Here is a 22,200-nt window from a genome sequence, read left to right as displayed (position 1 = left end):
GCCCGGCCGGTGAGTAAAGCGAGCGAATGAGCGACGAGAACAACAACGACCGCAACGCCGGCCCCGGCGGACGCCAGCCCCTGACCCTCAAGCCGCGCGTGGGTGGATCGGTCAGTTCTGGCACGGTGAAGCAAAGCTTCAGCCATGGTCGCACAAAGACGGTGGTGGTCGAGACCAAGCGCGCGCGTCCGCACGGCGCGCCGGCAGGCAATCTTGCAGCGCCGTCCAATGCCGAGCGCCGGGTGTTCGAGCCGCCGAAGCCTGCGCCGACCCCGGCCCAGCGCCCCGCTGGTCCCGGTGATGGCCTGTCCGCCGATGAGCGCGCCGCACGCCAGCGCGTGATCGAGGCCGCCCGCGCCCAACAGTCTCGCCAGGAGGCGGATCGTCAGGCTCAGGAAGCCCGCGCCCGCGCCGCCGCCGAAACCACTCGCCAGGCCGCAGCGCCGCCGCCCGCCCCGGTCGAGGCGGTTACGCCCCGGCCAGCCCCTGTCGCTGCACCCGAAACACCTCCGGCGGCCGCCGCGCCCGCTCCCGCTCCAACCCCCGCCGCCGCCCCGGCTCCGGTCGTCGCCGCGGCCCCGACCCCGGCTCCCGCGCCGGTGGCGTCTGCGCCGGCGCCGCGTGCGCCAGCTGCGCCGGCTCTCCCGGGTCAGACACGGTCCTATCAGCCGTCGCATGAGCGTCGTGACGACCGCCCGACGACCACCACCTATCGACCGCCCACGACCGGGCGTTTCGAGGGCGCCTCGTTCAATCAACGGGCCCCGCGCACCGATGATCGTCCGCCGCGCGATGATCGCGGCCCGCCGCAGCGCAGTGATCGTCCGCAAGGTGATCGCGGGCCTCGTCAGGACGCCGCCGCCAGCGGAAACACCGTGCGCTATTCGGCGCTGGCCCCACGACCGGCGCCCGGCGCCGGCCCGCGTGGCCCCGGCGGTCCCCGTGGTCCCGCCGGTCCAAGAACCGGTCCGGCCGCGCCTCCTGCAACGCCGGAAGTCCAGCGCGCCGCACGTCAGGCCCCCCGTCCCGGCGGCGCGGCTCTGGACCGTCGACCCGAGGAAGACGATCGCAGCCGCAGGGATGCGGGTCCCGGCAAGGCCATGAGCCGCGCCAAGGGCGCGCCTACGCGCCGCGAAGGCCGCCTGACCATCCAGACCGTAGCTGGCGACGCCGAGGGCGCCGAGCGGATGCGCTCGCTCGCGTCTGTGCGCCGCGCCCGCGAACGCGAGCGCGAAAAGCGCAAGGGTGGTACGGTTGAGCAGGCCCGTGTGGCCCGCGAGGTTATCATTCCCGACGTGATCACGGTGGGCGATCTGGCCAACCGGATGGCCACGCGCGGCGTCGAGATCATCAAGTTCCTGATGCGTCAGGGCGTGATGCTCAAGATCAACGATGTCATCGACAACGATACGGCTGAACTGGTGGCTACGGAGTTTGGCCATACGGTCCGGCGCGTGTCGGAAGCCGACGTCGAAGAAGGCTTCATCGGCGCCGAGGACGTAGATGACTATCTGGTGGCTCGCCCGCCGGTCGTTACCGTGATGGGCCACGTCGACCACGGCAAGACCTCGCTGCTTGACGCCCTGCGTTCGGCTGATGTGGTCTCCGGAGAGCACGGCGGTATCACCCAGCACATCGGCGCCTATCAGGTGCGGCTGGAGGGCGGCCAGGCGGTCACCTTCCTCGATACCCCCGGCCACGCCGCCTTCTCCGCCATGCGGATGCGCGGTGCGAATGTGACCGATATCGTGGTGCTGGTGGTGGCGGCCGACGACGGTGTCATGCCGCAGACCATCGAGGCCATCAATCACGCCAAGGCCGCAGGCGCGCCGATCATCGTGGCGATCAACAAGATCGACAAACCCGGCGCTGATCCGACGCGCGTGATCAACGAACTGCTCCAGCACGAGATCGTGGTGGAAAGCCTGGGTGGCGATACCCAGGCGATCCAGGTCTCCGCCAAGGAAAAGATGGGGCTGGACGACCTGATCGAGGCCATCCTGCTGCAGGCCGAGGTTCTGGACCTCAAGGCCAATCCTGATCGCACTGCCGACGGCATGGTGATCGAAGCCAAGCTTGATCGTGGACGCGGCGCAGTGTCCACCGTGCTGGTCAAACGCGGCACCCTGAAGCGCGGCGATATCGTCGTGGCCGGCGACACGTTTGGCCGGGTTCGCGCCCTGCTGAACGAGCGCGGCGAACAGCTTTCGGAAGCTGGCCCCTCAGTGCCGGTGGAAATCCTGGGCATGGACGGCACGCCGTCGCCAGGCGAGCCCTTCGCCGTCGTGGAGAACGAGGCGCGAGCCCGCGAACTCACCGACTACCGCACACGCCTCAAGCGCGAGAAGGCCGGTTCCCCGATCCAGGGCGCTAGCCTGGCTGACATGATGGCCAAGCTGGCGGACAAGAAGGTCTCGGAACTCCCCGTGATCATCAAGGCTGACGTGCAGGGTTCGGCGGAAGCCATTGTCGGCTCGCTGGACAAGCTGGCGCACGAGGAGGTCCGTGCGCGGATCATCCTGTCGGGTGCGGGCGCCATCAGCGAAAGCGACGTAATGCTGGCCAAGGGCGCAGGCTCGCCAATCCTGGGCTTCAATGTCCGCGCCTCGAAACAGGCGCAGGTGCTGGCCGAACGTGAAGGCGTCGAGATTCGCTACTACTCGATCATCTATGACCTGATTGACGACATGAAGGGCGTGCTCTCGGGCATGCTGGCGCCGATCCAGCGCGAAACCTTCCTGGGTAACGCCGAGGTGCTTCAGGCCTTCGACATCTCGAAAATCGGTCGCGTGGCCGGGTGCCGGGTTTCCGAGGGCGTGGTCCGCAAGGGCGCGCGCGTCCGGATCATTCGTGCCGACATTGTTGTGCTGGAACTGGGCACCCTGCAAACGCTCAAGCGCTTCAAGGATGAGGTCAATGAGGTACCCTCGGGCCAGGAATGCGGCATGGCGTTCCAGGGCTTCCAGGACATCAAGGCCGGCGACACCATCGAGTGCTTCACCCTTGAGGAAGTTCGCCGCACGCTCTGATCTACTATCTCGTGAGAATCGCCAGGGGCGCGGGACCGCAGGGTTCCGCGCCCTTTGCATGTCTGCGATCAGCATACGCCCAGCAAAGACCCACCGGCGCCCAAGAGGGCGGCGCCGGGGCGTGAGGCTGCCGCAGCGTGCCGCCATCCATTGCCGAAGCGGGTTGGTGTGTAGAAACCGGAGCACACCAAGAGGGGATGACAATGCTGGAAGAGATGGGGCCGGGATCAAGGTCGCCGCTGACCCGTCGGCGGTTCTTTGAACAACTCGCGGCCGTCGGCGGCGTCTCTCTGGCGATGGCGGGTATGGACGCCCTCGGGTTCGGCTTTGCGTCGGCCGCGACTGCGCCGCCCAGCCTCTCGGGTGGCGCGAAGAACACCAAGGTCATCATTCTGGGCGCAGGCCTGGCGGGCCTGACGGCGGCCTATGAGCTGGGCAGGGCCGGCTACCAGGTTCAGGTGCTGGAAGCGCGAGCCGTTGCCGTCGGCAGGGTCCAGACAGCCCGGCGCGGCTTTGTCGACACCGACCTGATGGGCAACCGCCAAGAATGCGACTTCGATGAGGGCCAGTACATCAACGTTGGCCCATGGCGGATCCCCTATCACCACCAGTCGACGCTGCATTACGTCCGGAAGTTCGGCGTCCAGCTGGAACTGTTCAACAACGATAACGACGCGGCCTACGTCTATTTCGAGAAAGGCAATGGACCGCTCGCCGGCAAGCCGATCCGCAAGGGCCAGATCGCCGCCGACGCGCGAGGTTACACCGCAGAACTGATGGCCAAGGTGGCGTCCAAGGGCGACCTCGATGCTCTGCTGTCGCCCACCGACCGGCAGACCTTCATCGACTATCTGGTGAACGAAGGACGCCTTCAGCGGGCTGACCTGTCGTACAAGGGCGCCGACGGTCGCGGATTTGAAATCCTACCCGGCGCCGGGGTGAGCCCGGGGCCTGGCAAGGAAACCGAGCCGTTCGCCTTCGCCGATGTGATGAGTTCCAGGGCCTGGAGGGTGCTGAACTCTGTTGCGGGCTGGGAGCAGCAACGCACCATGCTGGAGCCAGTGGGCGGCATGGACATGATCCCCCGGGGCTTCCTCAAGAACATCCCTGACGGGGTGATCCAGTACAATGCCCTGGTCGATCGCATCCAGCAGACCGCCAAGGGCGTGAAGGTCTCCTACACCGACGGTGCGGGCAAGAAGGCCGAGGCGTCCGGCGACTACATCATCTGCACCATCCCGCTGTCGGTTCTGAAGAACATCAAAATGGACGTCTCCAAGCCGTTCCTTGAGGCCATGAGCAACGTCGCCTATGCGCCGGTGAACAAGATCGGCCTGCAGATGAAAACCCGCTTCTGGGAGGAGAAGCACTGGATCTATGGCGGCCATGTCTACAACGATATTCCTGGCATCGGCACCATCTCACTGCCGTCGACGGGCTGGCACAGTCAGAAGGGTGTCCTGCTGGGTTACTATTCCTTCGGCGGTGAAGCCGCGAAGATCAGCGCTCTGCCGCCGGAGGAGCGGGCGAAATTCGCCGTCGCCCAGGGCCAGAAGATTTTCCCGGAATATGCGGAGAACTTCGAGAAGGCGTTCTCCAAGTCCTGGCACCTGGATCCTCACAGTCTGGGCGGCTGGGCTGAATGGAGCGACGAGAGCCGCAAAGCTGCCTATCCGGTTCTGTGTGAACCCGATGGACGCATCTATTTGTCCGGCGAACACCTGTCGTATCTGACGGGGTGGCAGGCCGGCGCCATCGAGAGCGCCTGGCAGCAGATGGCGAAACTGCATCAGAGGGTTCAGCAGGCGTGAGGTGGAGCGTGCGTAAAGCGGTTCTGACGGCGGCGGTCTGGTTCGCGCTGGCGCCCCGGGCGATGGCGGCCGAGACGGGCCAGAGCCTCTACAATGACAACTGCGCGGCCTGTCATCAGCGCACCGGGGTTGGCATCAAGGGAGCTTTCCCGGCGTTGACCGGCGGCAAGCTGGTGACGGGACCGCTGCCTGTGCTGGTGGCCACCGTTCTGAATGGACGCGGTGGGATGCCAGCATTCAAGAGCGACCTGACCGACGCCCAGATGGCGATGGTGCTCACCTATACCCGTGCGTCCTGGGGCAACAAGGCTTCAGCGGTCACCACGGCGCAGGCCAGCCAGGCACGCGTCAAGGCCCAGGCTACCGCGAAACCCAAGGCCTTGCTGGCGCATTAGAGATGTCGTGATCCCGCCACCGTCTGGCGATAGAACCGGGATCGCGCCCTCAAGGATGTCCCGCCATGCGCCTGCTGTTGATCGCCGTCGCCGCCCTGACCCTGTCGGCCTGCGCCACCGTGCCGAAGCTGGATGCGGCGGGAGATGTGCACGCGCTGCTCATCGCCATCCGCGATAATGACCGGCCAACCTTTGACGCCCTGGTTGATCGCCGGGCATTGAAGCAGGAGATCCAGGCCCGTCTGATGGCCGAGGCGGGGCGGGCCGATCCCCGTGTCGCCGCCCTGGCCGCGCTGCTGGGCCCCGGTGTCGCCAGCCTGGCGGGGGACGCCCTGATCAAGCCCGAGGTGTTCCGTGCGGTCGCCGGTTACTATGGATATCGATCCGACGCCCGGATTCCGGGCCCGCTTGCTATCTCCGCAACGCTGCGCCGACTGCCGGACGGACGGGTCTGTGCGGTCAAGGATAAGACCGGACCCTGCCTGATGTCCTTCACCCGGGCCCCGGACGGACGCTGGCGACTTTCCGGCTTTGACGGCGAACTTTCCATGCTGCGTCTGTAGCCGCGATCAGCCTAAGCTGGGCGGGATAACCGGGGAATAGCCATGGGCTACGAGGCGGCGCTGGCCGATTACACGACATTCGACTTCACGCACGAGGGGCGGACCTTTCCTGTGTACCGGCGCGGATCGGGACCTGCGGTCATCGTCATGCACGAGATGCCGGGCTTGCATCCTCTCGTGGTGCAGTTCGCCGATCGGGTGGCGGCGGCAGGCATGACGGTGTTCTGTCCCAGCCTGTTCGGAGTTCCCGGCAAGCCCGCAGGCAAGGCTTACGCTCTGACCACCGCACTGGGCGTGCTCTGCATCCGGCGTGAGTTCCATGTCTGGCGCGGTGACCGATCAAGCCCGGTGGTCGACTGGCTGAAGGCGCTGTCCCGCCAGGCCCTGGCGGAGTGCGGCGGCAAGGGCGTGGGCGCGGTGGGCATGTGTTTCACCGGTGGATTTGCGCTGGCGATGATGACCGACCCCAGCGTCGTGGCGCCGGTGCTGTCACAGCCCTCATTGCCGATCGCGGGCAAGCGTCCTAAGCCATCCGGCCAGATCGGCCTTTCCCCCGCAGAAATCGCCTGCGTGAAGAGCCGTCTCGCCGATGAGGACCTTTCGGTTATCGGCCTGAGGTTCAAAAGCGACACCCTGGTTCCAGACGCCCGTTTCGAGACCTATCGGCGTGAGTTCGGCGACCGCTTCGAGTCCATAGAACTGGAAGACGCCGACGCCAAACCGGCCTTCATCCCACCCCACTCGGTGCTGACCCTGCATCTTAAGGAGGAGGGGCCGACCAAGGCGGCCGAACAGCGGGTGATCCAGTTTTTCAGGGAACGGACGGGGGCGTGACTCCCGGCCCTTGATGCCCTAGAAGCCCGCGCTTTCCTGCGCGCGGCGTCCGATCCGTCCGCCAGGCGACCGAGGACGAAGATGGCCCCCCGCAAACCTGACAAACCCCGCACGCCCGCCGGGCCGTCGCAGCGCCAATTGCGCGCTGGAGAGCTGGTGCGTCACGCCCTGGTGGATATCTTTCGCGAAGTCACGATCAACGACACGGTACTGGCCGGGGTTTCGGTGACCGTGGCCGAGGTGCGGATGGGGCCGGACCTCAGGCATGCCACCGTTTTCGCCGAGCCTCTGGGCGGTGAAAACCACGAGGCGGTGATCAAGGCGCTCAATCGGCACAAGAGTTTCATCCGGGGTCATCTGGGCCGGGCTATCGAGCTGCGCTTCACGCCTGAACTGCACTTCCGGCATGACGACACTTTCCTCGAGGCCGAGCGCATCGCCAGACTGTTCGACGACCCCAGGGTGCGCCAGGACCTGACGCCGGACGAGCCTTCGGATAGCTGGAAGGACGCCGACTGATGGGGCGTCGCCGCAAGGGCCAGGCGGTCTCGGGCTGGGTGAACCTCGACAAGGCCTATGATCTGGGATCGACCAACGCGGTGAGCCGGGTCCGCTGGCTTTACGACGCGCAGAAGGCGGGCCATGCAGGCACGCTCGACCCCCTGGCCACCGGGGTGCTGCCGATCGCATTGGGAGAGGCCACCAAGACGGTTCCGTTTCTGATGGACGCGGACAAGACCTATCGCTTCACCATCGCCTGGGGCCGCACAACCGCCACCCTGGATCGCGAGGGTGAGGTTATCGCCGAGTCAGAGGTCCGGCCCTCAGTGGCCGAAGTCGAGGCTGCGCTGCCGCAGTTTGTGGGCGAGATCGATCAGGTGCCGCCTATCTACTCGGCCATCAAGATCGACGGCGAGCGCGCCTATGACCTGGCCCGCGCGGGAGAGGTCGTGGAGATGGAGTCGCGCAAGGTGACGGTGCACGCCGCCCGTATCGCGACCGTTCAGAGTGAGCCGGGAGACGCCAACCATATCACCCTGGAGATCGAGTGCGGCAAGGGCACCTACGTCCGCGCGATCGTCCGCGATCTGGCGCTGGCCCTGGGCGCCTGCGGTCATGTCAGCGACCTGCGCCGCACCCGCGTAGGACAGTTCACTGAAGAAAACGCAGTGACACTGGAATTCCTTGAGAATTTGGAGTATGAGGCCCGCCACTCGGAGGCATTGCTTCCGGTTTCGACCGCGCTGGACGACATCCCGGCGCTGGCCGTTACCGATGAAGACGCCTTCCGATTGAAGCAGGGACGATCCATCGTTCTCGTTCCCCGACAGGTGGAAGCGGTCAAGGCCAGGCTCAAACCCGGCTCACGCACCGTTTCGGCGACGTCGGGGGGAACAATGGTGGCGCTCTGCGAGATGCGTGCGGGACGGCTCGAACCCTCGCGTGTCTTCAACCTTTGAAGAGCGGAGAAACCCGATGTCGATCACGGCAGAACGTAAAGCCGAAGTCATCAAGTCCCATGCCCGCGGCGAAGCGGACACGGGCAGCGCTGAAGTTCAGGTGGCGATCATGTCCGAAAGGATTGCGAACCTCACCGAACACTTCAAGACGCACAAGAAGGACAACCACTCGCGCCGCGGCCTCCTCAAGATGGTCTCGGCTCGCCGGTCGCTCCTGGACCACCTGAAGAAGTCCAGTCCGGACCGCTATCAGAAGCTGATCGAGACCCTCGGCCTGCGCCGTTAAGGTCTGATCTGCTAACCGCTCCCTGGCTGTTTGGTCAGGCGGGCGGGTTCTCGTGTTTTCGCCGCTCCCCGCGACAGGCCGGTGGATTGATGCAGCGCCGGGCTCCGTACGGGCCCATTCATACGCCGAGGGAAGTCCCTCACTCCGCCTGTTCACTGGAGAGGATTCGGAAAGTCCGATCGCTGTCCGCGCCCGCCGGGAATACGCCCGGGGACTGAGAAAGAAGCAAAATGTTCGAAATCAGACGCAAGACCATCGAGTGGGGCGGCAAGACCCTCACCCTCGAAACAGGCCGCATGGCCCGTCAGGCTGACGGCGCTGTCCTGGCCACCTACGGCGAGACCATGGTTCTGGCCACCGCCGTTTACGCCAAGAGCGCGAAGCCCGGTCAGGACTTCTTCCCGCTCACCGTCAACTATCAGGAAAAGTTCTACGCCGCCGGCAAGATCCCCGGCAGCTTCCCCCGCCGCGAAGGCGCGCCCAGCCAGAAAGAAACCCTGACCAGCCGCCTGATCGACCGTCCGATCCGCCCGCTGTTCGTCAAGGGCTTCAAGAACGAAGTCCAGGTCGTCACCACGGTGCTGGCCCACGACCTCGAGAATGACCCCGATATCGTCGCCCTGGTGGCCGCGTCTGCCGCCCTGGTGATCTCCGGCGCGCCGTTCATGGGCCCGATCGGCGGCGCCCGCGTGGGCTTCGTCGACGGTGAGTATATCCTCAATCCGACGCTGGACGAGATGAAGGAAAGCCGGATGGACCTGGTGGTCGCCGGCACCGACGACGCCGTGATGATGGTCGAGTCCGAGATCCAGGAAATGACCGAGGAAGAAGTGCTCAAGGGGGTGATGTTCGCTCACGCCGGCATGCAGCCCGTCATCCAGGCGATCATCGAGCTGGCCGAGCACGCTGCCAAGGAACCCTTCGATTTCACCCCGGACGACACCGACGCCATCAAGGCTGACGTCAAGAAGCTGATCGGCAAGGATCTGGCCTCGGCCTACAAGATCGTCGCCAAGGGCCAGCGTCAGGACGCGGTCGGCAAGGCCAAGGCCAAGGCGAGCGAAAAGTTCGGCAAGTCCGACGCCAATCCGAACGGCATCGGCGCTGACAAGCTGGGCGGCGTCTTCAAGGAACTGGAAGCCGACGTCGTGCGTCGCAACATCCTGGACACCGGCATCCGCATCGACGGCCGCAAGGTCGACCAGGTGCGCCAGATCGTCGGCGAAGTGGGCGTCCTGCCCCGGGCACACGGCTCGGCGCTGTTCACCCGCGGTGAAACCCAGGCCCTGGTGGTCGCAACCCTGGGCACCGGCGACGACGAGCAGATGATCGACGCGCTGGAAGGTAAGTATTACGAAAAGTTCATGCTGCACTACAATTTCCCCCCCTTCTCGGTCGGGGAAACAGGCCGCATGGGCGCGCCGGGCCGCCGCGAAGTCGGCCACGGCAAGCTGGCGTGGCGGGCGATCCGTCCGATGCTGCCCGCCTACGAGGACTTCCCCTACACGATCCGCCTTGTCTCCGAGATCTTCGAGTCCAACGGCTCGTCCTCGATGGCCTCGGTCTGTGGCTCCTCGCTGGCCCTGATGGATGCGGGCGTGCCCCTGAAGAAGCCGGTCTCCGGCATCGCCATGGGCCTGATCCTGGAAAGCGACGGCTTCGCGGTCCTGTCCGACATCCTGGGTGACGAAGATCACCTCGGCGACATGGATTTCAAGGTCGCCGGCACCGCCGACGGCATCACGTCGCTACAGATGGACATCAAGATCGCCGGCATTACCGAAGAGATCATGAAGCAGGCTTTGGCTCAGGCCAAAGGCGGGCGTGATCACATCCTTGGCGAGATGAACAAGGCGATGGAAGCGCCGCGCCAGGAGCTGGGTGAATACGCACCCAAGATCGAGACCATCAAGATTCCGGTGGAAAAGATCCGCGAAGTGATCGGCACGGGCGGCAAGGTGATCCGCGAGATCACCGCCGAAACCGGCGCCAAGATCGACATCGGCGAAGACGGCACCATCAAGATCGCGGCCGCCGACCAAGCCAAGATCGATGCGGCCAAGACCTGGATCAAGTCGATCACCCAGGAAGCTGAAGTGGGCGCGATCTACACAGGCAAGGTCGTGAAGGTTGTCGACTTCGGCGCCTTCGTGAACTTCTTCGGCGCCAAGGATGGCCTGGTTCACGTGAGCCAGATCGCCAACGAGCGCGTGAACAAGGTCTCGGACGTTCTCACCGAAGGCCAGTCGGTCAAGGTGAAGCTGCTGGGCTTCGACGACCGCGGCAAGACCCGCCTCTCCATGAAGGTCGTCGACCAGGAGACCGGCGAGGACCTGTCGTCCAAGCAGACCGAAGGCGCTGACGCGTAAAGCGCGGTTCGTCTGGCCTGAACTGAACAGGGGCGGCTGCAGCGATGCAGCCGCCCCTGTTTTGTCGGGCGGAAGGGGTCAGCGCGCCTTGCGAGCCGCGTACTTGGCGTCCCGTTTGGCCTTGGCCTCTTCCTTGCTGAGTTGCTTGCGCTCCTTACGCGCCCCGCGCTTGCCTGCCAGCTCAGCCGCCTCGGCCGCAGCAGCGTCGGCCTCTACAGCAGCGGCGCGATCCAGCACGACCTGACGCGCCAACGCTTTGTCGACCTCGCGGGCGGCGCGTACTGCCCGCAGGTCGGCCGCCTTCATGGCCTCACGCTCGGCGAACAGAGGATCGACGACGGTAGGCTTCGGCTTGAGTTTCGCCAGCAGGGCGGCCTTGGCCTCCGCCGCCGCGGCAAGCCGGTCGGTTAGGGCAGAGCCCTTGAGATCGCGCATATGAGGCTTTTCGGATGGGTCCGCCGTTGTGCGGGTACCCCTACCCTAGAGCATTTTGGCGCGTCCGTCCCTCGTGGCTGCAAACTCAGCCGCGCAGCTTGCGCAACAGCATGTCCACGTCGCGCGCCAGGACAGGATCGTCCGCTTTCAGGGACTCGATCCGGCGCACTGCATGCAGCACCGTGGTGTGGTCGCGCCCACCAAAGCGCCGGCCGATATCCGGCAGCGACCGCGTGGTGATTTGTTTGGCCAGCCACATCGCCACCTGGCGCGGACGAGCGATGGCGCGCGCCCTGCGTTCGGACAGTAGGTCCGCCTGCTTCAGGGCGTAGTGCTCGGCCACAACCTTCTGGATGGTGTCGACGGTCACCTTGCGTTCGCTGACCGACAGATGGGGGCGCAGGATGGCCTGGGACTCGTCCAGGGTCAGGCGGGCGATATCGCCGCCGACGCGGGCCACCAGGGTATTCAGGGCGCCTTCCAGCTCGCGGACACTGTCGGTGAAGCGGTCGGCCAGGAACTGCAGCACTTCTGCGCGGGCGGCAGGATGGAAGCCACCCTGGCGCGCCAACGTCTGCAGTTTGCGCTCCAGAATGCCCAGTCTGAGCGTCCGGTCAGCGGGTTCGATCCCGCAGACCAACCCGGCTTGCAGGTGGGACCGCAGGCGAGGTTCCATCTCCGACAGCTCATTGGGCGAACGATCGGCCGTCAGAACCACGCGGCGACCATCCTCCACCAGGGCGATCAGGGTGTGGAACAGTTCCTCCTGGGTTTGCGTCTTGCCGGCCACGAAATGGACGTCGTCGATAAGGAGAAGGTCGGCGTTGCGAAGCTCTTCCTTGAAAGCCTGTGTCTGCTTGTCCTGAAGCGCCTTCACAAAGGTCGAGGTGAACCGCTCGGCGGACAGGTACACAACCCGCTTTCCGGGCTGTGTGCGCATGGCCTCCCAGGCCACGGCATTGAGAAGGTGGGTCTTTCCGAAGCCATAGGGCCCGTGAAAGACGACCGGGTTGAAGTGCCCGTCTGCCCAGGAAGCCACCCGCCGCGCCACAGCAAAGGCGAATTCATTCGAAGGCCCTGACACGAAGCTGTCGAAGGCGAAACGTTCCTGGAGGCCCTGCAGGCGGCCCTGGCGAGCGACGACGGGCGCCACGGCGTCGATCTCGACCTCCACGACCTCCGCCGAAACAGCGGCCCTGACGACCGGCGCCGGGGTGTTGTCCAGGTCAAGCCGAGATTTCAGATCCAGCCGACGGCCCATCGGGTCATTTTGTGCCCACAGTTCGCCGATACGACGCCAGGCGTTGTTGCGAATCCAGTCGCGGGCAACGCCCGTGGCCGCAACTACGCACACTTCGTCACCGGATTCCCGTAGCGCGGCCTGGCCGAGCCATGACCCGAACGTCGCGTCGCCCAGTTCACGCCTGAGAACCTGGCACGTCTTGCTCCACACGGCCGATGCCGGTGCGCTTGCTATGGCTCCCGCAGCCCCCCCACTCGTCATGTCCAGAAACCTCTATCGCGCCCATGGTTGTCGACAAGCCGGGGTCCCGAACCGCCCAACCACGTATCTTGTTCTACAGAAACAGGTTCTCTGGCGGCGGATGCATGTGCTCCGCCGGTGTCCCGCTTGAGGCCGGGATCAGGTCCAAGGCGCCTGTTAGAAGACCGACACTACTGTCGGACTGGGGGGGGTCAACGGTGATTCTTGTGTCCGTCGAGCGAAATTTTCGTTGACATGAAGCGGACCCTTTTGGCGCCAAGGAAAAGGGCTTTGTGGCGACTTCAGTAGGGTCCGGGCACTGACATTTTGACGCAGGAGGCCGGCGCCAATCGCCCAAAAAAACAGCGCCGGGAGGGCGCTGCTTATTGAAGATTCCAATGTTGCGGAGGGCCGATGGCCCAACGCCGCGACGGTGTCAGGCGACAGACATTTTCTTGAGCTGCGCGGCAAGACGAGAGACCTTACGCGAGCCGGTGTTCTTGTGAACCACGCCCTTGGTGACGGCGCGCATCAGCTCGGACTGGGCCTTCACAAAGGCGTCCTTGGCCACGGCGGCGTCGCCTGAGGTCACGGCCTCATCAAACTTGCGCAGGAAGGTGCGCACGCGTGAGCGACGGGCGGTGTTGACTTCGGTGCGGCGAGCGATCTTGCGGACCGCCTTCTTGGAGCCGGGCGTGTTGGCCATTAGGGACTGCTCTCAAAACAGGTAGCACCCGCCGGTTGGCCGGCGGGCGAAATTGGAGGCGCGGATATACTGAAAGGGATGAGGGCGGTCAATGGCGCTTGGTGTCAGTCACTTGCCGGTGAATCCGGGCTTCCGCTTGTCGATGAAGGCGGCCATGCCCTCCTTCTGATCCTCGAAGGCGAAGAGCGAGTGGAACAGCCGCCGTTCGACGGCGACACCGGTGGTGAGGGTAGTGTCGAAAGCGGCGTTCACCAGTTCCTTGTTCATCATGACGGCCAGCGGCGATTGCGACGCGATCTTTGCTGCAGCGGCCAGCGCCTCATCCATCAACTTGTCGGCGGCCACTACGCGGGAAACCAGGCCCGCGCGTTCGGCTTCGGCGGCGTCTATCATTCTGGCGGTCAGGATCATGTCCATGGCCTTGGATTTACCCACTGCACGCGGCAGGCGCTGGGTACCGCCGATGCCGGGCATCACGCCAAGATTTATCTCGGGTTGGCCAAACCGCGCGGTCTCTGATGCGATGATGAAGTCACACAGCATGGCCAATTCGCAGCCGCCGCCCAGCGCGAAGCCCGAAACTGCGGCGATGATCGGCTTGCGGAAGCTATCGATCCGACGAGCAACAGGTCCGAACATGTCGCTGGTAAACATCTCGGCGTAGGACCTATCCGACATTTCCTTGATATCGGCGCCCGCCGCGAAGGCGCGATCTGAGCCTGTGAGCACCAGGCAGCGGACCATTGTGTCGCTTTCCGCAGCATCGAGAGCCAGGCACAGTTCACCCAGCAACTGACTATTCAGGGCATTCAGCGCCTCAGGCCGGTTCAGCCGGATCAGGGTTACGCCCGCGCTGGGGGTCTCAACGATCAGGGTTTCGTAGGACATGATGGCTCCGTGGGCTGAAACCGTCCGATTACGGCCCCGTGACCGAATAGCCAAGGGCGCGCAGACGCGCGGGCACGCCGTCCTCGCCGACCAGGTGGCCAGCGCCCACTACGACGACTGTGTGGCCGTGGCCTTTCAACCGCACGTCGAGCTGACGCGTCCAGGCGGCGTTGCGCAAGGTGACCAGACGTTTGAAGAGCTCAGGCGATGCTTCGCGCAGGGACATGGTCTCATGGGCCAGGCCCTTAACATCTCCGGCCATCCAGACGCTCAGCAGATCGGTGAAGGTATCCGGATCCGTCTCGATCTCGACCATCGATCCCAGCAGCGATGCGATCTGGTCGGCCATCGGCGTGTCGCTGAAAAGCGCGATCTGTTCGGCGGGACTTTCCAGGGCTCGCCGACTGACCGCTGGCGGCACGGCAGCGGCGAGGGTGGCCTCCACGCCGTGTTCCGGGGCGGCCCCTTCTTTTCCGTATAGGGCTGAGGCCAGGGCCACTTCGGCGAGCCAGGGTTTCAGGCGATCCAGAGCCTGGGGATTGACGCCATGGTCGCTCGCGATCTGCACCAGCCGTGCGGCGTCTTTTGGCGTGAGCAGGCCGAACAGGGACTGGCCTGGCGGCAAGGTGCCGTTGCGGGCCGCCAGTTGCGCAACTTCCTGTGAGGTCGCCTCATCCACCGGGAGTTCAAACCAGATATCATCGGCGTCCTTCAGCGCCAGATCCAGCGCGGCGGGCCGCCAGCGAAGGTTGGGCGGCAGGACATGAACCGATCCAAACAGCAGCATCTCTGAGTCGGCATCTCGCACGATCCAGACCGGCGGCTCGGCCAGGGCTGGGCCAGCCAACAGGAGCAGGCCGGCCAGGACTGCAGCGCGCAGCCTCATCGCTGGCACTTGCGGCAAAAGAAAGTGGATCGTCCTGCCTGAATCTCGCGGCCTATGGTCCCCGTGCAGCCGTCATTGCGACAGCGCTCGCCCTCGCGGTCATAGGTCCGGAAGCTGTGCTGGAAGTAGCCGAGGGCGCCATCGGTCTGGGCGAAGTCGCGCAGGGTCGAACCGCCGGCGGCGATGGCCTCCGCAAGGACAGCCTTGATCTCCGGAGCCAGCACCGCAAGGCGCGCGGCGGAGACCTGACCCGCCGGCTTGAACGGGGAGATCCGGGCCCGGTTCAGGGCCTCGCATACATAGATGTTGCCAAGTCCGGCCACGGTCCGCTGGTCGAGCAACAAGGTCTTGGGACCCTGCGTCCGTCCGGCAAAGACCTTCAGCAGGCGGGCGGCATCGAATGCGTCGGAAAGCGGCTCGGGGCCGAGGCCCGCAAACCAGGGATGCTGGTCCAGAGTGGCGGTACCGATCAGCGCCATGTAACCAAACCTGCGGGGATCGTAGTAGGTCACCCTATCGCCTGCCTCGGTCTCGAAGACGATGTGGGCGTGTTTTGCGTCCGGCGCCACAGTACTGTGGAACTGGCCGGGGCGGGTCTGGCCCTCCGCCCGGCTGATGTCAAAGCGACCGCTCATGCCCAGATGCATCACCAGGGTTTCGTCCCGATCCAGCCGTCCCAACAGGTACTTGGCCCTGCGATCGAGCCGCAGGATTGTGGCGCCGGTCAGGCGCTGGACGAAATCCGGCGGCAACGGGAACCGCAGGTCGGGGCGTCGCGCCAGAACGCGGGACAGGCGTACGCCCTCAAGAACGGGGGCCAGTCCCCGTCGCACGGTCTCGACTTCAGGTAATTCCGGCATGACGGGCTGGCTTTGCACGGCATCGCTGGCGCGCCAAGAGCTTGGACGCTAAGAGCATCCGCTATGACGGGACCTTCCGCCACCTTCGGCTTTCGCGATGTGGACGCCGCCGAGAAATCCGGCCTGGTGCGTGGAGTCTTTGACCGCGTGGCCGGTCGCTATGATCTGATGAATGATCTGATGAGCGCGGGCGTGCATCGCCTGTGGAAGGACGCCACCGCAGCGCGGCTCAACCCGCAGCCTGGCGAAACCATCATCGATTGCGCCGGCGGCACTGGCGACATGGCCCGTCGGTTCGCCCGGCTGGCGCGGCGCGCGCAGCTGCGCCGGGGAGGGGCTGACGCGAAGATATTCGTGATCGACTACAACGCCGAAATGGTCGCCGCCGGACGTGAGCGGGGCGGGATGCCGGAAATCACCTGGTCGGTCGGCGACGCCCAGCGCCTGCCTTTGCCTGATGCTGCAGCTGACGCCTATGTCATCAGCTTCGGGATCCGCAATGTCACCGACATTCCCGGCGCCTTGCGCGAGGCGCGCCGCGTGCTGAAGCCGGGCGGCCGGTTCCTTTGCCTGGAATTCTCGCGGCCGGTCACCGAGGCCCTGCGCAAAGCCTATGACGCCTACTCCTTTGCTGTAATCCCGGAGATCGGGGCGCGGGTGGCGGGAGACCGGGCTTCCTATCAGTATCTGGTGGAGAGCATCCGGCGGTTCCCGGATCAGGCGACCTTTGCGCGCATGATCACCGAGGCCGGGTTTTCGCAAACCGGCTGGACCAACTTCACCGCCGGTGTCGCGGCTCTCCACACCGCGCGGGCGATCTAGCCGCCGATGGCCGCGCTGGGCGCCTACATTCGGCTGTTCGGCGCCGGGTGGACGCTGATCCGCCATGATGCGCTGCTTCCCCGGGAGGGTGACGCCTACTATCCGTCGGCGTTGGGTGCGGTCGCCCGGGGGCTTCGGCTGTTCGCATCGCAGCGCGCAGGGCGACCCGGCGAGCGCATGGCCAGGTCGCTGGAGACGCTGGGGCCGGTGGCCATCAAGGTGGGCCAGTTGTTGTCTACGCGCGGCGACATCTGCGGTCCCGTCTTCGCGGAGGACCTGGGTCGACTGAAGGACCGGTTGCCCGCCTTTCCGCTGATTGAGGCAAAGGCAGAGGTCGCGCGCGAACTCGGAAGGCCGGTCGAGGCGGTGTTCGAGACCTTTGGCCCTGCGGTGGCCGCCGCATCCCTGGCGCAGGCGCATGACGCCACGCTCCTGGATGGCCGGCGTGTGGCGGTGAAGGTGTTGCGGCCGGGGATTGAGCGCCGCGTCGCGGAGGACTCGGAGGCCCTGGCCCTGGTGGCCCGGCTGATCGCCTTCTGGTGGCCCCTGGCGCGGCGGCTTGAGCCCGAGGCGTTGGCGGCGACCGTGATCCGGGCCACCGAGCTGGAGCTCGACCTGCGGCTTGAGGCGGCGGGCGCGGATGAGCTCGCCGAGGTGATGGCGCGGGACGGCTACATGTCGTCGCCCAAGGTGGTCTGGGACGGCGTCGGCAAGCGGTGCCTGACCATGGCCTGGGCCGAGGGCATGGCGCTCTCCGACCCGGCGGCGCTGGAGCAGCCAGGGCTCGATCGCAAGGCCCTGGCCGACAATCTGACCCGCGCCTTCCTGGCCCAGGCGCTGGATCACGGGGTGTTCCACGCCGATCTGCACGAGGGCAACCTGTTCGCCGCAGCGCCCGATCGCCTCCATGCGGTGGATTTCGGGATCATCGGTCGGCTGGGCGCCCCGGAGCGGCGGTACCTGGCGGAGATCCTCTGGGGGTTTCTGCGGCGCGATTACATGGCCGTGGCCCAGGTCCACTTCGATGCCGGGTATGTGCCCGCCCGTCACAGCGTTGCGGCCTTTGCCCAGGCGCTGCGGGCGGTGGGGGAGCCGGTCTTCGGACGCAGCGCGAGCGCCGTCTCCATGAGCCGGGTGTTGACCCAGCTGTTCGAGATCACCGCCCTCTACGAGATGCACCTGCGGCCCGAGCTGGTGCTGCTGCAGAAGACCATGATGACCGTCGAGGGCGTCGCCCGGCGCATCGATCCCGAGCACGACATCTGGGCCGCCGCCGAGCCGGTGGTGAAACGCTGGATTGCGCGGGAGCTGTCGCCCGTCACCCGAATCCAGCGGTTCGCCGGTGAGGCCGAGACCGCGATCCGCAATATCGCCCGGATGGCCCGGGCGCCGGTGGAGGCGCAGCCGGTCGTCAGACCTGCGGGCGGATTGCGCTGGTTTGCGATGGGCGCGGCGGTTGCGGGGGCGGCCTTTCTGCTGGCCGCCCTGCTCTTCTAGAACCGCTCCGCTTCATCCGGATTGATCTGATTAGATAGACAGCCCAATTTCACACAATCAGGGTGAATAGCTGGCTGTGTAATTGTCTATCCAAAGTAGTGTTTAGTTAAAATACACGTACTAGCTGTCCTCGCGACCTGCGCGCTCGCGGTTTGCGCCGGCGGTCTGGCGGCGACTTTCGCGCGCCTTCTGCTCTTCCCAATAGGCCATGCCGTCGTCGGGCTTGAACATCGTGCGGGGCGCGCCGGCCTTGCTGGCGACCGCAAAGACATTGCCCTTGGGATCGTACATCAGCCGATCGCCGTTGCGGCGTGAGTAGGTGAGGGTGCCCCGGGGCGGATTGGCCACGAAATTGTGGGCTGTCTGGACAAACTCGCCCACGTTGTCCGCGCCAAAGTCTGCGCCGTTACGGGCGAAGGCGCGCTCGGCGTTCTCCTCGGCCGAATAGCGCCGGCTGGCCGACCACATCGGCTTGCCATCCACCAGCCTGACCTCGTCGTTGCGGCGATCCACCTGCGGCGCATCGGCCTCGTCGCCGCCACGGCCCGTGTCAGAGACGAACGACTGACTGTTCGTCGCCATCTGGGTTCCTGCGGCCTGCTTCTGCGACACGGCCGAAGGGCCATTGTCACAGCCCGCCAGGAAGAGGCCAGCCGCAGCCGCCAGCAAAACCATTCTCATACCAGCCATGTCTGTTCTCCCACTGAGGCTGAGCAAGAACAAAAAATGAACACATACCGCCGGGTTTGTCGAGTCCCCTTTCATGGCTTAAAGCGAAGCCTCGTTTGAAAGGGCGTCTGGCCTTGAGTGAAAAGCGGATTCTCCTGATCGTGGGCGGCGGGATCGCGGCCTACAAGGCGCTGGAGCTGACGCGGCTGTTGCGCAAGGCGGGCATCGGCGTGCGTCCGATCCTGACTCAGGCCGGCGCCCAGTTCGTGACCCCGCTCAGCCTCTCGGCGCTGGCGGAGGACAAGGTCTATTCGGAGCTGTTCTCCCTGACGGATGAGGCCGAGATGGGCCACATCCAGCTTTCCCGCTCGGCTGACCTGGTGGTGGTGGCGCCGGCCACGGCCGACCTGATGGCCAAGGCGGCGCAGGGGCTGGCGGGCGATCTGGCGACGACCACCCTGCTGGCCACCGACAAGCCGGTGCTGATGGCGCCGGCGATGAACGTCCGCATGTGGAACCACCCTGCCACCCGGCGCAATCTGGCGACGCTGAAGGCCGACGGCGTGCGCTTCGTCGGACCGGACGAGGGGGCCATGGCCTGCGGCGAGTTCGGCCCGGGCCGCATGGCCGAGCCTGCCGGGATCTTCGCCGCCATCCAGACGATGCTGGACGGGGCCGCGCCCGGTCCGCTGGCCGGCAAGCGGGTGATCGTGACGGCAGGGCCCACCGCCGAGCCCATCGATCCGGTCCGCCTGCTCACCAACCGCTCATCCGGCAAGCAGGGCTATGCTATCGCTGCAGCTCTGGCGGAGCTGGGTGCGGATGTGACGCTGGTCAGCGGGCCGACCGCCCTGGCGGCGCCGGCCGGTGTGCGGCGGATCGAGATCGAGACCGCGTGCGAGATGCTGGCGGCCTGCGAGGTGGCCCTGCCCGCCGATATCGCGGTCTGCGTGGCGGCGGTGGCGGACTGGCGCCCCGAGGCGGTCGGCGCGGCCAAGATCAAGAAGGGGGCCGGCGGCCCGCCCGCGATCATCCTCGTGGAAAACCCCGACATCCTGGCCGCCCTGTCGAAGGGCGCGCACCGCCCGAAACTGGTGGTGGGCTTCGCCGCCGAGACCGACAACGTCGAGGCTCATGCCCAGGCCAAACTGGCCCGCAAGGGCTGCGACTGGATCGTCGCCAATGACGTGAGTATCGCGGGCACCATGGGCGGCGACGACAACGCCGTGGCCATTGTTTCGGCCTCCGGGATCGAGCGCTGGGAACGGGTCCACAAGTCCGAGGTGGCCCGCAAACTGGCCGCGCGCATGGCAGAGGTTTTTCAGTGATGGGCCCGTCAATCCCGATCACCCGGCTGCCCCACGCCGAGGGCCTGCCGCTTCCGGCCTATGAGACCAGCCAGGCGGCCGGCATGGACCTGCGGGCGGCGGTGCCGGACGACGCGCCCCTGACCCTGCACCCCGGCGACCGCTTCGCCGTGCCCACCGGGCTGGCCTTCGCCCTGCCGGAGGGCTTCGAGGGCCAGGTTCGGCCGCGCTCGGGCCTGGCGTTCAAGTCCGGGATCACCTGTCTGAACAGTCCCGGCACCATCGACGCGGACTATCGCGGCGAGGTGAAGGTGATCCTGATCAACCATGGCCCGGAAGACTTCATCATCCGCCGCGGCGACCGCATCGCCCAACTGGTGATCGCCCCGGTGGTGCAGGCCGCGTGGGTCGAGGTCGAGAGCCTGGACGACACCGCGCGCGGCGCGGGCGGGTTTGGATCGACGGGCGGGCGTTAGGGTTCCGTACTCAACACCGCTCATCCCGCCGGATGCCGCGCATTATGCAGCAAGCACAACTGGATGATTGCAAGCGCCATCACATCCGACCGGGAATGCATCGGACAAACTGTAGATAGCGACGGGCTTGGTGGACCGAGCAATTTGCAGAAATTGCAAGTTGCCCTCTTCAGCTAACTCTCCATCTTCGAAGACGCTGGCGCTATTTCTGACGTTAACATCACTCCTGCGATGCTGAGTGCTGGCGTCGGTACTCTCGCAGATTTAGCCGGGGCTTCGTCAGTTGGGCAGGCAACTGCGGTTTATCTTGCAATGAAAGCCGCAGCGTTTGCGGTATCGGAAAATCCTGATCCCTCATGATGTGCGCCGAGATAGCCGAACCGTAGCGTGAAGCGACTTGGCACATCTCGGTGACCGCCTGGATTTTTGCCACAGTAATCTGCTCTTGGCTTAGTGTCAGTTGCCCTCGTGCTTGCATTTGCTGGAGAGCGCCAACGGGTTCGCCAGTATCAATGAATCCGACTATTGTAATGCCGTGGGCATAGTAGTTCCGGTAGGCGCGAACGCGGTCGACGTAGGCGACGAAGTGGAGAATGTGAGGTTTGAGTGTTTCGTCTCCAAACTCCGTCGTAAGCGTCGTGAGCGCATCGGCTAATGTCGTGTTGCCCATGTGGGCGGTGAGTATGTCGCCCTTGTCACCTAGGCCGTACAGCCAGACCACAAGGAAGCGCATCAGGCTTTCAACGTGATTCCACTTCACGAGCATTTCGCCCAAAGCGGTGTATATTTCGGCTTCGCTTCGTTTTGGTTCTGCCGCCATGACCGATAAGCCCTCCGAATCCGAGGACCGGATGCTCACCGATGACGAGCGCGACGTACAGCGGCGCTTTCAGGAAACCCTTGGGCGCCGGGTGAACACGCCGCACAAGCCTCACGCTCCGTTGAAGCCGAAAGTGCCGAAGCCGCAAGCGTAGCGTTGCCTTGCGCGCTCTGATGGCGCAAAAAGCGCTATCGGAGGGCGACATGTCAGAAGCAAAACAACCAGAGGCAGGTGCTCCACTAGAGGCGCCAGAGTTCGCCGTGGCCAACTTCGGCGCAATGTCATCTGGAACAGAGGTCGTACTCGTTGCGAACAAGCTTGTTCCGATGGTGACCGCCGCCGGACTTAATGGCGTGGCGGCGACTGCCGTAGCCATTCTGCATTTGAGTCCACAGTCAGCGAAGGAGCTGGCGTTGCTACTAACGGGGGTGGTCGCCGACTACGAAGCCCTATACGGGCCGTTGAGGTCGCCGTTCATCGACGAGCGCCAAAAGAAGTGACATCGCGTAATTGAGGTAGGCCCATCCAGACCTGAAGATACGAAGTCGGAGCGAGTGGATCGCGCTGCTTCAAACAGGAGGATGGACCCAATGGAAGTTTATGT

The 22,200-nt window shown here is 65.3% G+C and carries 23 protein-coding genes; 15 read left to right on the top strand and 8 right to left on the bottom strand.

Annotated elements, in window-relative coordinates; translation table 11 throughout:
• Positions 1–26 precede the first annotated feature (26 nt).
• From infB to pnp, 9 genes are all read left to right on the top strand, one after another.
• Positions 27–3,029 (top strand): translation initiation factor IF-2, encoded by a 3,003-nt coding sequence (gene infB, locus ACIQ3B_RS11015; RefSeq protein WP_397402487.1) that lies wholly within the window; start codon positions 27–29, stop codon positions 3,027–3,029.
• Between the two features lie 203 nt (positions 3,030–3,232).
• A complete protein-coding gene (locus tag ACIQ3B_RS11010) occupies positions 3,233–4,840 on the top strand; it encodes a flavin monoamine oxidase family protein (RefSeq protein ID WP_397402485.1) in 1,608 nt (535 codons plus the stop codon).
• A gap of 8 nt (positions 4,841–4,848) precedes the next feature.
• Complete coding sequence (locus ACIQ3B_RS11005; protein ID WP_397402483.1) at positions 4,849–5,235, top strand: c-type cytochrome; 387 nt, start codon at positions 4,849–4,851, stop codon at positions 5,233–5,235.
• A gap of 65 nt (positions 5,236–5,300) precedes the next feature.
• Positions 5,301–5,798 carry a DUF2939 domain-containing protein gene (locus ACIQ3B_RS11000; RefSeq protein WP_397402482.1) on the top strand — a complete coding sequence of 166 codons (498 nt, stop codon included), beginning with the start codon at positions 5,301–5,303 and terminating at the stop codon, positions 5,796–5,798.
• 42 nt (positions 5,799–5,840) lie between these two features.
• A complete protein-coding gene (locus tag ACIQ3B_RS10995; RefSeq protein WP_397402480.1) occupies positions 5,841–6,632 on the top strand; it encodes a dienelactone hydrolase family protein in 792 nt (263 codons plus the stop codon).
• An 81-nt stretch (positions 6,633–6,713) separates the two neighbouring features.
• A complete protein-coding gene (gene rbfA, locus ACIQ3B_RS10990; protein WP_397402478.1) occupies positions 6,714–7,151 on the top strand; it encodes a 30S ribosome-binding factor RbfA in 438 nt (145 codons plus the stop codon).
• Entirely contained in the window at positions 7,151–8,092 is a 942-nt protein-coding gene (gene truB, locus ACIQ3B_RS10985) for a tRNA pseudouridine(55) synthase TruB (RefSeq protein WP_397402476.1), read from the top strand. Before rbfA ends, truB begins: the two co-directional genes overlap by 1 nt.
• 16 nt (positions 8,093–8,108) lie before the next feature.
• The gene (gene rpsO, locus ACIQ3B_RS10980) at positions 8,109–8,378 is read left to right on the top strand and encodes a 30S ribosomal protein S15 (protein WP_397402474.1); all 270 of its coding nucleotides are present in this window, start codon (positions 8,109–8,111) and stop codon (positions 8,376–8,378) included.
• Between the two features lie 230 nt (positions 8,379–8,608).
• Complete coding sequence (gene pnp / locus ACIQ3B_RS10975; protein ID WP_397402472.1) at positions 8,609–10,747, top strand: polyribonucleotide nucleotidyltransferase; 2,139 nt, start codon at positions 8,609–8,611, stop codon at positions 10,745–10,747.
• A 78-nt stretch (positions 10,748–10,825) separates the two neighbouring features.
• Here pnp and ACIQ3B_RS10970 read toward each other — a convergent pair whose 3' ends face one another.
• The 6 genes from ACIQ3B_RS10970 to mutM form a co-directional block, all read right to left on the bottom strand.
• Positions 10,826–11,182, bottom strand: a complete 357-nt coding sequence (locus tag ACIQ3B_RS10970) for a DUF6481 family protein (RefSeq protein ID WP_397402470.1) — start codon at positions 11,180–11,182, stop codon at positions 10,826–10,828.
• An 85-nt stretch (positions 11,183–11,267) separates the two neighbouring features.
• Positions 11,268–12,686, bottom strand: coding sequence for a chromosomal replication initiator protein DnaA (gene dnaA, locus ACIQ3B_RS10965; RefSeq protein WP_397402468.1), 1,419 nt, complete (start codon positions 12,684–12,686; stop codon positions 11,268–11,270).
• Between the two features lie 415 nt (positions 12,687–13,101).
• The gene (gene rpsT, locus ACIQ3B_RS10960; RefSeq protein WP_397402466.1) at positions 13,102–13,371 is read right to left on the bottom strand and encodes a 30S ribosomal protein S20; all 270 of its coding nucleotides are present in this window, start codon (positions 13,369–13,371) and stop codon (positions 13,102–13,104) included.
• Between the two features lie 108 nt (positions 13,372–13,479).
• The gene (locus ACIQ3B_RS10955; RefSeq protein ID WP_397402464.1) at positions 13,480–14,259 is read right to left on the bottom strand and encodes an enoyl-CoA hydratase; all 780 of its coding nucleotides are present in this window, start codon (positions 14,257–14,259) and stop codon (positions 13,480–13,482) included.
• A gap of 28 nt (positions 14,260–14,287) precedes the next feature.
• Positions 14,288–15,145: a TraB/GumN family protein gene (locus ACIQ3B_RS10950; protein ID WP_397402463.1), complete on the bottom strand. Its 858-nt coding sequence runs from the start codon at positions 15,143–15,145 to the stop codon at positions 14,288–14,290.
• Positions 15,142–16,005: a bifunctional DNA-formamidopyrimidine glycosylase/DNA-(apurinic or apyrimidinic site) lyase gene (mutM, locus tag ACIQ3B_RS10945; RefSeq protein WP_397402461.1), complete on the bottom strand. Its 864-nt coding sequence runs from the start codon at positions 16,003–16,005 to the stop codon at positions 15,142–15,144. Before mutM ends, ACIQ3B_RS10950 begins: the two co-directional genes overlap by 4 nt.
• Before the next feature lie 63 nt (positions 16,006–16,068).
• Here mutM and ACIQ3B_RS10940 point away from each other — a divergent pair, with 63 nt between their 5' ends.
• Both ACIQ3B_RS10940 and ubiB read left to right on the top strand, forming a co-directional pair.
• Positions 16,069–16,827: a class I SAM-dependent methyltransferase gene (locus ACIQ3B_RS10940; protein ID WP_397402459.1), complete on the top strand. Its 759-nt coding sequence runs from the start codon at positions 16,069–16,071 to the stop codon at positions 16,825–16,827.
• 6 nt (positions 16,828–16,833) lie between these two features.
• Complete coding sequence (gene ubiB, locus ACIQ3B_RS10935) at positions 16,834–18,324, top strand: 2-polyprenylphenol 6-hydroxylase (protein ID WP_397402457.1); 1,491 nt, start codon at positions 16,834–16,836, stop codon at positions 18,322–18,324.
• Positions 18,325–18,444: 120 nt separating this feature from the next.
• Here ubiB and ACIQ3B_RS10930 read toward each other — a convergent pair whose 3' ends face one another.
• The gene (locus tag ACIQ3B_RS10930) at positions 18,445–19,014 is read right to left on the bottom strand and encodes a hypothetical protein (protein WP_397402455.1); all 570 of its coding nucleotides are present in this window, start codon (positions 19,012–19,014) and stop codon (positions 18,445–18,447) included.
• A gap of 113 nt (positions 19,015–19,127) precedes the next feature.
• Between ACIQ3B_RS10930 and coaBC the strand changes: the two genes are divergently transcribed.
• Together coaBC and dut are read left to right on the top strand one after the other, a co-directional pair.
• Positions 19,128–20,321, top strand: coding sequence for a bifunctional phosphopantothenoylcysteine decarboxylase/phosphopantothenate--cysteine ligase CoaBC (gene coaBC / locus ACIQ3B_RS10925; RefSeq protein WP_397402453.1), 1,194 nt, complete (start codon positions 19,128–19,130; stop codon positions 20,319–20,321).
• A complete protein-coding gene (gene dut / locus ACIQ3B_RS10920; protein ID WP_397402451.1) occupies positions 20,321–20,776 on the top strand; it encodes a dUTP diphosphatase in 456 nt (151 codons plus the stop codon). Before coaBC ends, dut begins: the two co-directional genes overlap by 1 nt.
• A gap of 220 nt (positions 20,777–20,996) precedes the next feature.
• Here the strand turns inward: dut and ACIQ3B_RS10915 are convergent, their stop codons facing one another.
• Positions 20,997–21,596 carry a hypothetical protein gene (locus tag ACIQ3B_RS10915; protein WP_397402449.1) on the bottom strand — a complete coding sequence of 200 codons (600 nt, stop codon included), beginning with the start codon at positions 21,594–21,596 and terminating at the stop codon, positions 20,997–20,999.
• Here ACIQ3B_RS10915 and ACIQ3B_RS10910 point away from each other — a divergent pair.
• Positions 21,595–21,750 carry a hypothetical protein gene (locus ACIQ3B_RS10910; RefSeq protein ID WP_397402447.1) on the top strand — a complete coding sequence of 52 codons (156 nt, stop codon included), beginning with the start codon at positions 21,595–21,597 and terminating at the stop codon, positions 21,748–21,750. The two genes, ACIQ3B_RS10915 and ACIQ3B_RS10910, sit on opposite strands and share 2 nt — an antisense overlap.
• Before the next feature lie 49 nt (positions 21,751–21,799).
• Positions 21,800–22,096, top strand: a complete 297-nt coding sequence (locus ACIQ3B_RS10905) for a hypothetical protein (RefSeq protein ID WP_397402445.1) — start codon at positions 21,800–21,802, stop codon at positions 22,094–22,096.
• Positions 22,097–22,200 lie beyond the last annotated feature (104 nt).

It is taken from the genome of Phenylobacterium sp., from assembly GCF_044358365.1.
Taxonomy (GTDB): Bacteria; Pseudomonadota; Alphaproteobacteria; order Caulobacterales; family Caulobacteraceae; genus Phenylobacterium.
The sequence above is the reverse complement of the archived record's forward strand: the minus strand, read 5'-3'. Positions and strand labels throughout refer to the sequence as shown.